The 12,369-nt window shown below is 64.6% G+C and carries 11 protein-coding genes; 6 read left to right on the top strand and 5 right to left on the bottom strand.

Translation table 11 applies throughout. The annotated features are described in order from the left end of the window. Positions 1-31: 31 nt before the first annotated feature. Positions 32-649, bottom strand: coding sequence for a glutathione S-transferase family protein (locus tag P5W99_RS32790; RefSeq protein ID WP_421028706.1), 618 nt, complete (start codon positions 647-649; stop codon positions 32-34). A gap of 42 nt (positions 650-691) precedes the next feature. Further along, entirely contained in the window at positions 692-1,057 is a 366-nt protein-coding gene (locus tag P5W99_RS32795; RefSeq protein WP_421028707.1) for a hypothetical protein, read from the bottom strand. Between the two features lie 83 nt (positions 1,058-1,140). On the opposite strand from P5W99_RS32795, the gene P5W99_RS32800 reads away from it, so the two are divergent. The 3 genes from P5W99_RS32800 (at position 1,141) to P5W99_RS32810 (ending at position 4,629) form a co-directional block, all read left to right on the top strand. Then, a complete protein-coding gene (locus tag P5W99_RS32800) occupies positions 1,141-1,587 on the top strand; it encodes a MarR family winged helix-turn-helix transcriptional regulator (protein WP_421028708.1) in 447 nt (148 codons plus the stop codon). Positions 1,588-1,916: 329 nt separating this feature from the next. After that, positions 1,917-3,101, top strand: coding sequence for a GGDEF domain-containing protein (locus tag P5W99_RS32805; RefSeq protein ID WP_421028709.1), 1,185 nt, complete (start codon positions 1,917-1,919; stop codon positions 3,099-3,101). 115 nt (positions 3,102-3,216) lie between these two features. Further along, positions 3,217-4,629 carry a discoidin domain-containing protein gene (locus tag P5W99_RS32810; protein WP_421028710.1) on the top strand — a complete coding sequence of 471 codons (1,413 nt, stop codon included), beginning with the start codon at positions 3,217-3,219 and terminating at the stop codon, positions 4,627-4,629. 53 nt (positions 4,630-4,682) lie between these two features. Here P5W99_RS32810 and P5W99_RS32815 read toward each other — a convergent pair whose 3' ends face one another. Continuing rightward, positions 4,683-6,134 carry an MFS transporter gene (locus P5W99_RS32815; RefSeq protein ID WP_421028711.1) on the bottom strand — a complete coding sequence of 484 codons (1,452 nt, stop codon included), beginning with the start codon at positions 6,132-6,134 and terminating at the stop codon, positions 4,683-4,685. Between the two features lie 118 nt (positions 6,135-6,252). On the opposite strand from P5W99_RS32815, the gene P5W99_RS32820 reads away from it, so the two are divergent. Then, a complete protein-coding gene (locus P5W99_RS32820) occupies positions 6,253-6,648 on the top strand; it encodes a hypothetical protein (protein ID WP_421028712.1) in 396 nt (131 codons plus the stop codon). 68 nt (positions 6,649-6,716) lie between these two features. On the opposite strand, the gene P5W99_RS32825 is transcribed toward P5W99_RS32820, so the two are convergent. After that, positions 6,717-8,501: a glycoside hydrolase family 15 protein gene (locus P5W99_RS32825; protein ID WP_421028713.1), complete on the bottom strand. Its 1,785-nt coding sequence runs from the start codon at positions 8,499-8,501 to the stop codon at positions 6,717-6,719. Positions 8,502-8,914: 413 nt separating this feature from the next. Between P5W99_RS32825 and P5W99_RS32830 the strand changes: the two genes are divergently transcribed. After that, entirely contained in the window at positions 8,915-9,934 is a 1,020-nt protein-coding gene (locus tag P5W99_RS32830; protein ID WP_421028714.1) for an alcohol dehydrogenase, read from the top strand. 46 nt (positions 9,935-9,980) lie between these two features. Here P5W99_RS32830 and P5W99_RS32835 read toward each other — a convergent pair whose 3' ends face one another. Next, complete coding sequence (locus P5W99_RS32835; protein ID WP_421028715.1) at positions 9,981-11,282, bottom strand: aspartate aminotransferase family protein; 1,302 nt, start codon at positions 11,280-11,282, stop codon at positions 9,981-9,983. A gap of 187 nt (positions 11,283-11,469) precedes the next feature. Here P5W99_RS32835 and P5W99_RS32840 point away from each other — a divergent pair, with 187 nt between their 5' ends. Then, positions 11,470-12,336: a LysR family transcriptional regulator gene (locus P5W99_RS32840; protein WP_434666611.1), complete on the top strand. Its 867-nt coding sequence runs from the start codon at positions 11,470-11,472 to the stop codon at positions 12,334-12,336. Positions 12,337-12,369 lie beyond the last annotated feature (33 nt).

The following is a 12,369-nucleotide window of genomic DNA, read 5'->3' on the forward strand; positions in this document are numbered from 1 at the left end:
CGAGCCGCCAGTCCGGCTCAATCGATCGGGCTCATGCCGCCTTGCGGGCGTCGGCAATGCGCGGCGGCGCTTCGGAGCGTGCATAGAGCCGCTCCAGATAGGCCTGCAAACGCGGAAAACCACCGAGCATCTGGAATTCGTTGGCCCAGTCCATCAGGTACACGGTCACGCAATCGGCCGCCGTGAGCCGGTCCCCCACGATGAATGCGCGTGTTTCCAGATGCTTTTCGAGCACCGCCGCCATGGCTGCGAATTCGTCGCGTGCCAACTCGATATCGGCGGGCAGGCGCTTGTCCGCCGGATAAAGCATCGAGTGCTTCGTGATGCGCCACAGGGGCTGCTCGAGTTCCGTCACCGCAAACAGGATCCAGCGATAAGCCTGCGCCCGCGCGTCCAGATCGGCCGGCATCAAGCCTTTCTCCGGATATTTGTCCGCGAGGTACAGCACGATCGCCGCCGATTCGGGAATGACCCGGTCGCCGTCGATCAGCACCGGGACCTTGCCGGCCGGATTGACGCGCAGGAATTCCGGCCGCTTATGCTCGCCTTCGAGCAAATTGACCGATATGAACTCGAAATCTGCGTCGACTTCCTTGAGACCCCATAGCGCACGCTGCGAACGGGTTCCACCAAATCCGTAAAGCTTCATCACGATTCTCCAAAGTAATCCGTCGAAAAGCGCCTGCGCGGTTCAGCCCGGAGGAATCGGCAGCACCGGCATCACCTCGACCGCATCCCCGGGAAAGATCGTGAAATGCGGATGGCCTTCGAACAGCTTCATGGCCTCGTCGATGGAAGCGCTGCGCACGACCGTGAAGCCTGTTAGCGCATTGGTGGTGTCCTTGATGCCGTCCGGGCCAATGCGTTTGGTCTTGCCGAGCGGTCCGCCGAGTTCGACGATGTCCGCCTTGTGCTGCTCCACCCACCCCTTCCATGCCGCGATGCCCTCGCGCTCGCGGGCGTGCCGCTCGTCTTCGGGAAGAGCCCACCACGCCTGCGCGCGCGGGTTGTCGTGACTGCCGAGAAAAACGGCGAGAAACAATTTCTGGTCGCTCATGCGTCCTCCGTCTGCTATTGCGAGCAACGGGATGTTGCTCATCCGGCCTTGACAATATAGGTTGATATCAACATAATTGCAACATGTCACGCGCAAAGAAAATCCCTTTCGAAACCACGCTCATGGTGCGCGATTGCTGCCTGTGTCTGCACATGCAGCGCGCGGCGCGCAACCTCGCGCGCATTTTTGACGAAGCGTTGCGCCCGCTCGACCTCACGAATGGTCAGTTCTCGCTGCTGATGTCGCTCAACCGGCCGCATCCACCAGCCATCAAGGATGTGTCCGCGCTGCTGGCCATGGACCGCACCACGCTCACGGCTGCGCTTAAACCCCTGGAGCGCCGCGGCCTCGTCAGCATCGAACAAGACCCGGACGACAAACGCAGCCGCCTGCTCAGCCTGACACCCGAAGGCGAACGCCTGCTCGCCGAAGCATTCCCCGTGTGGCAGCGCACGCACGCCGAGATCGAGCAACCGTTCTCCTCTGCAGAGGTCGACCGGCTGCGCAAACAGTTGCGTGCGCTTTCATAAACTCATTATGCATGACTACGCAATTCGTTGACAAATCAACTTTATTGCGCCTGATTTCTCCCCTCGTTAGCCGGAAAGGCTTTCCGCAGACGTTATAATTCTGGCCGCGGTGGCAGGTAGAAATTTGCGTTTCCGACCCGCATTTTCATATGCCAACGCAAATCAGCGAAACGATCGGCAAGAGCTACCGCGCGCGGTCAAATGAGTGAGATGCCGGCACGAATTACCTCTAATCCCCCAATTGATGTTCATACAGAAAGATAGACTGGGTTCGCAATGCTGAAGCGGAGTATTTCCGCCAGCGACATGGGGGGCGGACGGTGATCGAGGTGCGAAGAGCCATTGTTGCGGAGCGGCGCCGCTCGCTGCTGGTCTATGGAAGCATCGTCGCCGCCCTCCTTGCCAGCGCCGTGGCTTCTGCCTGGCAGGCAAGCGCGGTTGTCGCCGATGCCCGCGCGCAAAACCGCGCGGCCCTGCTCGTGAGTACCAGCAACGCCTTGCTCAGCGGCATGAAAGACGCGGAGAGCGGGCAGCGCGGATTTCTTCTGACCGCGGACGAACAATATCTGGCGCCCTATGTGCGCGGCAAGGCGGCGGCGCTCGACGCGCTCGCCCGGCTCTCCGGTTTGATTCGTGGCCCCGAGCAGGTTGCCGCGCTACGGAACGTGCGCGACGACATGGACGAAAAGCTCGCTGAACTGGCCTTGACCGTGCAGCTCGAGCGCAGCGGCCAGCATAAGCGCGCACTCGCCGTGGTCAAGACCAATGCCGGCAAGGCGGCGATGGACCGGCTGCGCGAAAGCGTCAGCGCGATCGCCGCCGATTGCGACGCCAAAGGCGCGGCGGCGCTGCGCGACGAAACCTTCCGCGTCGAGCGCGCGGGCTACGCATTCGCCGGTTTACTGCTGGGCGTCCTCGCGCTGCTGGCGTACACCACCGTCATGCAAAGAAAGGCGTTCACCGGTGTCGTGCGCGGCGCGGAGCGCATGACGCGCGCCGCGTTGCGCGACGCGCTCACCGGCTTGCCGAACCGCCGCGATCTGGATCTTCAGCTTCGCGCGCTCGAAGGCCACGCGGCAAGGGCGCACGCCCCTGTCACCGCACTGTTCATGGATCTCGATGGCTTCAAGCTCATCAACGACACCCAGGGACATGCAAGCGGCGACGCGCTGCTGCGCCGTGTTTCGGAGCGGCTGCGGCAAGTGAAGCGCTCCGGCGACCTGCTCGCGCGCGTGGGCGGCGACGAATTCGTGCTGATCGCGCCGGGTCTCGCCAACCGCACGGATGTCGATCAGCTTTGCGCCAGGCTGATTGCGGCGGTAGCCCCGCTTGCGCGCGAGTTCGGCTTTGTGGGCCTGAGCATCGGCATTGCAATCCGTGAAGCGGCGAGCGAAACGCTTGCCGATCTCGTCGTACGAGCCGACCAGGCCATGTACGACGCCAAGCGTTCGGGCGGCGGCTACCGGTTCAGCCCGAAGGACCGGGAGATTGGTCCAACCGAGGCGCTTGCCTAGCGAGTACCGCAAGCGCCTCCAGTCAGCAGACAGCCTGCAAACCCTCGCGAGTTTTTTCAAACTCGCAGCAAGGCCCTGCGCATTACCCAGTTCCGTTTGATAAGGATAACTGATTGTGAAAGTGAAGAACCTCGTTGCCGGCCTGATGACCGGCGTCGCCCTCAATGTGTTTGCCGGCGCCGCCGGTGCAGCTTGCGTCACCAACCCCGCCGCCCAGCCCGACGGTTCGTTTCCCGCCACGCTCACGGGCAAGCTCGTCTATCACAGCTACGTGACATATGGCGACGGCACGAGCCAGATCTTTCTCTACGATTTTTCGGCACGCTCGCTCACGCAGCTCAGCAAGGCCTCGTGGGGCATCAAGGACCCGATGAACGCCGTGTTCAGCCCCGACGGCAAGTGGATCGCCTTCATGGGCGTGACCAACAACGCGTGGAATGTGTTCATGTATCAGCTCGGCACCAGCAACCCGCCGGTGAACATGACGAACAGCACGGGCGCCACGCGCAATGAAGATCCGAAATTCAGCAAGGACGGCAAGACCCTCGTGTTCAAGCAGAACGGCGACGTCAAGCAGGCCACGCTTTCGTACACGAGCGCGGGTCCGGCCTTCACGTCGATCGTGAGCCTGACCAACGCCCCCTCTGGCGCCGAGTATTCGATGCCCTATCTCGCGCCTGATGCAAGCGCCGTCTACTACGCGACCGGCACGGGCGCGAACATGGGGCTCATGAAGCGCACGATCGCCACCGGCGTCACGGCCGTATTCGATCATCCGCCTTCGCTGCAAACCTACTATCCGATCGTGCGCGCGGACGGCAACGTGTTCTACGCGCGCTGGAAGGACACCGGCGGTCTCGACCAGATCTACGAGAAGACGTCGGACCCGGCTTCGACGCCGAACCAGCTGTCGCTCAACGACTGCATCAGCAACAACTCCGACCCGGCCCCGGTGAACGGCACGAACTACCTGTTCTTCTCGTCGACGACGGCTGGCGGCTATCAGCTCTACATGGCCGACGTGACCACGGGCCAGCGCTGGAGCCTCACGCAGTTCGGCGTGAACGCTGACTCCACCAAGGCCAAGCTAGGGTCGAACTATTACGGCGGCCCGGCCGCGAGCCAGACCGCGCTGCTTTCGCAGGGGCATTCCGCCAGCGCGTCGGCCAGCTACAACACGTCGCTCACGCCCGACAAGGCCTTCGACGGCAACACGACCAGCACGCGCTGGGACTCGCCCGAAGGCGCGGGCGTCGATCCCCAATGGATCTCCGTGGATCTGGGCGCGGTGAAGAGCATCAGCGGCGTCGACCTGTATTGGGATGCGGGCGCCAGCGTGTATCAAATCCAGACCTCGAGCGACAACGTCAACTGGACCACGCTCTACTCGACGACCAACGGTGTCGCCTACGGCCACGTCAAGCTATCGAATCTCAACGGCCAGGGCCGCTATGTGCGGATGTACGGCACTAAGCGCGCAACACAGTGGGGCTATTCGCTCGACGAAATGCAGGTGTGGGGATCCTGAGTCAGGCCTCCGCGCGCCAGCGGGCCGTGAATGGTTGATTGGCTGCCACCCACTCACGGCTCGTCCGGCACCGCAGAAAGCGGCGCGGCCACGTGCTCCAGCGACTTGCGCTCGGCGTCCGCGCCCCACACCGCGGCAACCAGCGCCGCGCCCACCATCAGCGCGGACCCCACGAGGTAGCCCGTGAACACCGCGCCGCGCTGATGCGTATCGATCAGATGTCCGAAGAAAGCCGGCCCGACAATTCCGCCCAGCGCGGTGCCGAACGCGTAGAACACCGCAATCGCCAGCGCGCGGATTTCGAGCGGGAAGGATTCGCTCACGGTCAGATAGGCGGAACTTGCCGCCGCCGATGCGAAGAAGAAAATCACCATCCACGCGAGGGTTTGCGTCATGACGGTCAGCATCCCTTGCGCGAATAGATAGCCGCTTCCCGTCAGCAACAGGCCCGAGAGCGCGTACGTCGTGGCGATCATCTTGCGGCGTCCGATCACGTCGAACAGCCGCCCCAGCAGGAGCGGCCCAAGAAAATTGCCGAGCGCGAACGGCAGCAGGTAAAGGCCCACGTCGCCGCCCGGCACGTGGTAGAAGTCCGTGAGCACCAGCGCGTAGGTAAAGAAGATCGCATTGTAGAAAAATGCCTGGGCCGTCATCAGCGAAAGCCCGACCGCCGCGCGGCGGCGGTGCTGCACGAAGATCGCGTGCAGCACGGTTGAGAGCGGCGTATGGCTTTGCGCGCGCAGCCGCAGCGGCTTTCCCGGAGGATCGCCAAGCACATGCCCCGTCTTCCGGAAGCGTGCCTCGATGGTCTCGACGATGGCGCGCGCTTCGTCGTGCTCGCCGTGCGTGAGCAGCCAGCGCGGGCTTTCCGGTATCCATGCGCGCATCGGCAGGATCACGAGCGCGAGCACCGCGCCGATGAAGAAACACACGCGCCAGCCCCAGTCGGGCGGCAGCAGATGCGGCTCCAGCACGATCAGCGAGCCCGCCGCGCCAATGCCCGCGCCCACCCAGAATGTGCCGTTGATGCCGAGGTCGGTCCAGCCGCGCACGCGCGCGGGCGTGAATTCCTGAATGGTCGAATTGATCGCCGCGTACTCGCCGCCGATGCCCGCGCCCGTGAGCGCGCGAAACACTACAAAGCTTGCGAAGCTCCACGAGAATGCCGTGGCGGCGGTGGCGGCCAGATAGACCGTGAGCGTGATGAAAAAGAGCTTGCGCCGCCCCAGCCGGTCCGTGAGCCAGCCGAAGCCCAACGCGCCGCACACCGCGCCGGCAATATAGGCGCTGCCGGCAATCCCGACCTGAGTGTTGTCGAAATGGAGCACCGGGCTCGTCTTCAGCGCGCTCGCCACGGCGCCCGCGAGCGTCACTTCGAGCCCGTCCAGCAGCCACGTGACGCCCAGCGCCACCACGATCAGCACATGAAAATGCCCCCACGGCAGGCGGTCGAGGCGTGCGGGAAGGTTGGTTTCGACGATGGATTGCGTTTCGGTCGTGTGCATCGCGCAGGCAGGTCTCGGGTCGCTGTATCTCGCGTAAAAATGCATCGCGAGCACATGGCATGCCCGCCCGACCAGGGAACGCGCGATGCTGTCGTCTTGGAAGACCAATGGAGCAACCATGAAAACTTTCGATTTCGACCAGCGTCTTGAAGAGATCCAGATGTCACTGGCGAATCTCTTCGAATCACCCAAGGCGTCGACCGTGAACTGCCTCAAAGATGAAGACACCGTCGTATTGCGTTTGAGCTGGGTCGTGGAGTCGAAACGCGATTCCACACTCGATGCGCGTTGTGCGGCCACGATCCACGCGACACGCGCACAGCTCGAACGTTACGCGGGTCTGGAGACCGCGCAACGGCGCACCATTCAGCAACGCATCCGCCAGTGTGTGCGCACGCAATTCGAGGAACGCCAGGGTCCCTCCCAGCATGGCGGCGCCTGCGCATTCGATGTGGTGCTGGACGATGCAATCTTCCACGCCGACAAGGACGACTACTTCCCGAGCATCGAGTAAGCGCGGCGCGCAAAGCCGGTGGTCGCCCGGCGCGGGGTGGCGCGCAGGGACACCGCAACACGCGCGTGTTAATGCGCCGCCGCGCTGCGATGGCGCTTCGCCGTGCCGCTCAGCAGCAAGGCGGTCTTCACCACGGCCATATGCGTGAGCGCCTGAGGAAAGTTGCCCGCGAGGCGCCGCTCATGCACATCGTATTCTTCGGCAAGCAGGCCCAGATCGTTTGCCACGGCGAGCACGCGCTCGAACTGGCGGCACGCGGCATCTTCGTCGCCTCGCAGGTACAGGCAGTCGGCCATCCAGCACGAGCACGCTAGAAACGCGCCTTCGTTCGGCGCTTCACCGCCGCGTTTCCAGCGGCGGATCAGGCCGCCGTCGCCGAGCTCGGCGCGAATGGCATCGAGCGTCGTCGACATGAGCACGTCGTCGGCGCGCATGAAACCCACCAGCGGCATGAGCAGCACGCTCGCGTCGAGCTCCGGGTCGGCATAGCCGCGCACGAACACGCCGCGCCCGGCATGCCAGCCGCGCGTGCAGACTTCGTCGTGCAGCGCGCGGCGCAGTGCGACCGCCTGTTGCATGAGGGCGTCGCCCCGGCCGGGTCCAGCATCGCGCCAGTGCGAGATGAAGCGGTCGAGCGCCACCCAGGCCATCACGCGCGAACTGGTGAAGTGGCAAGGCGTGCTACGCGATTCCCAGATGCCCGAGCCCGGCCGGTCGCGATGATCGAGCAGCCAGCGGACGATGCGCGCTTCGAGCGCCGCCTCGCCCTCCGCTGGCGGGAGGCCAGCCTTGCGCGCGAGATAGAGGCAATCGAGCGCCTCGCCGAATACGTCGGGCTGATACTGCCTCGCCGCCGCATTGCCGATGCGCACCGGCTGCGCGCCGCGCCATCCCGTGAGTGCGGATACACTGCGCTCGCGCGGCACGTGCCCGCCATCGACGCAATACATGATGTGGAAGGTGTCCAAAGTTTCGCCGAGCGTGTCCAGCAGCCAGTCGCGCCACGCCATCGCCTCGCCGTGAAAGCCCGCTTCTATGAGCGCCTCCATTGCGAAACTCGCGTCGCGCAGCCAGCAGTAGCGGTAGTCCCAGTTCAGGCTGCCGCCCGGCGCCTCGGGCAGCGAGGTCGTGGGCGCGGCCACCATCGCGCCGCTCGGGCGGTAGATCAGCGCCTTCAAGGTAAGCAGCGAGCGACGCACGGCCTGTGGCCAATGCGTGCGGCTGTCGTCGAAGCCGTCGATCCAGCGGCGCCAATGGCGGCGCGTGTCTTGCAGCGCAAGCGCAGCCGCAACCGTATCGACGCCCGGCTGGTCGCCATGGCACAGCGTGAACACAGCACGCTTGCCTTCGCGCAGCGTGAACGAGGCCTCGAGCGCGTGACCGTGCACGGCGAGCGGCAAGTCTGCGCGCAGCGTCATCGCACCGCTCGCCGTGCGCACTGTCACGGCGCCTTGCTCAGGGACGATCACGGGCGGCGGTGCATCCGCATCGGCACGCGGATGCAGAACCGACCGCATGGCGACGCTGCCGTGCAGTCCTTCGGCCATACGCACGATGCACGGCTCGCGGGTGTCGGCCGTCATGAAATCGGTCAGCCGCACGCAGCCGCTGCGCCCCTCGAAATCGGTTTGCAGCACGAGCGTGTCCTCTTCGTAGCGGCGGCTGATGCTGTGTGCCGGCTCGGCGGGCGCCATGCGCCAGTGGCCGTTCCCGGCTGTACCGAGCATGGCTGCGAAGCACGGCTCGCTGTCGAAGCGCGGCCAGCAGAGCCACTCGATCGTGCCGTCACGGCTCGTTAGCGCGGCGCCACGGCCGTCCGCGAGCAGCGCGTAGTCCTCGATGCGGCGGCTCATAGGCAGCGCTTCCCGCTCGGCCCCGGGCGCACGTCGACGAGCGAGTGAGTTGCAACCGCCTGAATCCGCGAGCCAACGAAGCCGACGAATGACGTTTCGTACATCGTATTTTTCTGGTTGATATCGAGTCGAGGCCGGCCTGAGCGGTGGCCCCGGGATTGGCATCACCCATAAAGGCATATCGCCCCATTTGAGCAAGCCGGATGCCTGATGGCCTATGTGAGGTTCCTGCTCGTCGTGGCAATCACGTGGCTGCACGTTCCTCCGCGCTCGTGATCGGTTCCCTCAGCCCGCCGCACCCATATCGCGTCCTACAATGACCCAGTAGAAGCACGCCCCAATGGCGCTACACTCCACCCGTCAGATCACCGCCCGGGGGCGAATCCCATCAGGAACACGCGAAGGAGCACACGATGCGCAAGATGCAGGCAGTGCAGGTAACGAAAGCAGGCGGCCCGCTGGAACTGGTCGAACGGGACATACCCGAGCCGCCCGAACGACATGTGCTGATCAAGGTGCAGGCCTGCGGGATCTGCCATAGCGACTCGCTCACGAAGGAAGGACTGTGGCCCGGGCTTCAGTATCCGCGCGTGCCGGGACACGAAATCGCCGGTATCGTCGAAAAGCTCGGGACTGGCATAGAAGACTGGCAGGTCGGGCAACGTGTGGGGGTGGGCTGGCACGGCGGGCATTGCGGCCACTGCGAAAGCTGCCGGCGCGGCGACTTCGTGCTCTGCAAAAGCGCGCTCGTGCCTGGCATCAGCTACGACGGCGGCTACGCGCAGTACATGGTGGCGCCGCAGGAAGCCCTCGCCCGCATGCCCGACGATCTCTCCGACGTCGACGCCGCCCCGCTCCTGTGCGCGGGCATCACCACCTTCAATGCATTGCGCCGCAGCGGCGCACACGCGGGCGATGTCGTGGCGATCCTCGGCATTGGCGGGCTGGGCCATCTCGGCGTGCAGTACGCACGCAAGATGGGCTTCGTGACCGTGGCCATCGCGCGCGGCAAGGACAAGGAGCCGCTCGCGAAGCAACTCGGCGCCCATCATTACATCGACAGCGAAGCGCAGAACGTGGCCGAAGCATTGCAGGCGCTCGGCGGCGCACGCGTGATTCTCGCGACGGCCACGAGCGGCAAGGCCATGAGCGCCGCAATCGGCGGGCTCGGTGTGAACGGCAAGCTGATCATGGTCGGCGTGTCGGAAGAGCCCGTGGAAGTGCCCATCACGCAGTTCATCATGGGGCGCAATTCGGTGCAGGGCTGGCCGTCCGGCACGGCGGCCGACTCCCAGGACACACTCGCGTTCAGCGCGCTCTCGGGCGTGAAGCCCATGATCGAGGAATATCCGCTCAGCCGTGCAGCAGAAGCTTACGAGCAGATGATGAGCGGAAAGGCGCGTTTCAGAGTCGTGCTGGTGCCTGGGAAATAAGCGCGAAAACAAGCGGGAAAAACCCACTGTGCGATGAATCGTGCGCTCAAACCGAGCGCTCGATCGCCTGCCCCAGCATCGAAACACCCAGGTCGATCTCCTCCTCGCTCACAGTCAGCGGCGGCGCAATCCGGAACACGCCACCCATGCCGGGCAACTGTACGATGTTCATGCTAAGTCCGAGGCTCATGCACTCGCGCGTGATCTTCGCGCCCAGGCCATCGGCGGGCTCCTTCGTGCGGCGATCCTTGACGATCTCCATGCCGAGAAGGAGCCCACGCCCGCGCACATCGCCGATGCACTCGAAACGCTCCATCAGATCGAGCAGGCCACGCCTTAACCGATCGCCCATGACGTTCGCGCGCGCAACCAGTCCCTCGCGCTCCACCACGTCCAGTACGCGCAGGCCCACGGCGGCTGGCAGCGGATCGGACACGTGCGTCGTATAGAACAGATAACCCAGTTCGTGCGCACGCTCTTCGATCTCCGCGGAAGTCACGACGGCCGCGAGCGGCAGCCCGGCGCCCAGCGTCTTCGAGAGCGTGAGAATGTCGGGCGTCACGCCGTCGCGCTCGCAGGCGAACATCGTGCCGGTGCGCCCCACCCCGGTTTGCGCCTCGTCCAGAATCAGCAGCATGCCGCGCTCTTCGCATTTACGCTTGAGCGCCGCCATGTAGCCTTCGGGCAGTTCGATGATCCCGCCGGAGCTCAGGATCGGCTCGGCGATGAAGGCGGCGAGATTGCCGCTGGACTGGCGATCGATCAGGTCGAATGCGTAATCCAGCTCCGCAAGATAATCGTAATGGCCGTTGCGCTCGAAGCGCGGCCGGTACGTGAATGGCGCCGGTATCGCGAACGAGCCGACCGCCGCGGGCCCGACACCCTTGCGGCCCGCGCTGTAGGTCGCGGACGCCGCGCCCCCCGTCATGCCGTGCCACGACTGCGCAAAGCCGACGATCTCGTACTTGCCCGTGACCAGCTTCGCCATGCGGATAGCGGCCTCGTTCGACTCCGCGCCGGTGCTGAGCAACAGCGCGCGGTCGAGCCCCTCCGGCGTGACCTCGGCCAGACGCGTGGCGAGATCGACCACGGGCCGCGAGAGCATGCCGCTGAAGAGATGGTCGAGCTTGCCGGCGTACTCGTTGATGACCGAGACGATTTCAGGATGGCTGTGCCCCAGCACCGCGCTCATCTGCCCCGAGGTGAAATCGAGGATCGCACGGCCATCCGCATCGTAGACAAAGCTGCCTTTGGCGCGCTCGATGATCATCGGCTCGAACGTGCCGCCGTAGCGGATGAGGTGCTGCCTGGCATTGCGCCAAAACGTTGCGTCGTTGTTCCGGGACACCGTGCTTCTCCTGGTGGTTGGCTGCCAAACGAGGGCCTGGTGGGAATGACTTGCAGTGTAGGCGCGCCTCTGGTTTTATAGAAACGAATAGTTTTAATGCGAGCCAGCAGTCTGGCTAATATCGGCGGCCAATTTCTGCGGCCATCGTCGGCCGTTAATATCCGGGGCGAATATCGTGACGAATACCGTGAGCCGGTCGCTCGAAATCGATCTGCTGCGTTCGTTTGCCGTCGTTGCGGAAGTGCGCTCGCTGAGCCGTGCGGCCAGCCGGGTCGGCCGCACGCAGTCCGCGCTGAGCCAGCAGATGAAGCGTCTGGAGGAGATCGTCGACCAGCCGCTGTTTCAGCGCACTGGGCGTGGCGTGGCGCTGACGAATCCCGGCGAGCGCCTGCTGATTCACGCGCAGCGCATGCTGCGGCTGCACGACGAAGCCATGGCCGATTTATGCGGCAAGGGATTGACGGGGACGATCCGCTTCGGCTGCCCGGACGACTATGCCGCCGTGTTTCTGCCCGCACTGCTGCGCCAGTTTTCGCGCCAACATCCGCAGGCTCTCGTGGAGGTCGTTTGCGGACCTACGCCGCGCCTTATCGAGCAACTCGAAAGCCGCGCCGTGGATCTCGCGATGATTTCATTGCCGGAAGATGCGAACGGCCATGCGGACGAGGACGTCATCCGCCACGAGCAGCTCGTATGGATCGGCTATCCGGGGCTGGAACCCGTGCACTTCGATCCATTGCCGCTCGCGCTCTCCGACCCGGACACGCTCGACCACATGGCCGCGTGCGAGGCGCTGCAGCGTATCGGCCGCGCTTACCGCGTGGCCTATGCGAGCAGCAGCCTCTCCGGCCTGACCGCACTGGTGCGCTCCGGGCAAGCCTTCGCCGTGATGACGCAGACGGCCGTGCCCGCGGACCTTGCCATCCTGCACGGCGAACCCGGTCTGCCGCCCTTGCCCAGCGTCGGCATTACGCTGAAGTTCGAACGCAAACGCCCCTCACATCTCGTCGCCGCGTTTGCCGGACACATCCGGCTGACGCTGCCACTGCTGTGAGGGGCGCTGCAAACCTGCGCAGCTAGCGCAGGC

It is taken from the genome of Paraburkholderia sp. A3BS-1L, from assembly GCF_051125215.1.
Taxonomy (GTDB): domain Bacteria; phylum Pseudomonadota; class Gammaproteobacteria; order Burkholderiales; family Burkholderiaceae; genus Paraburkholderia.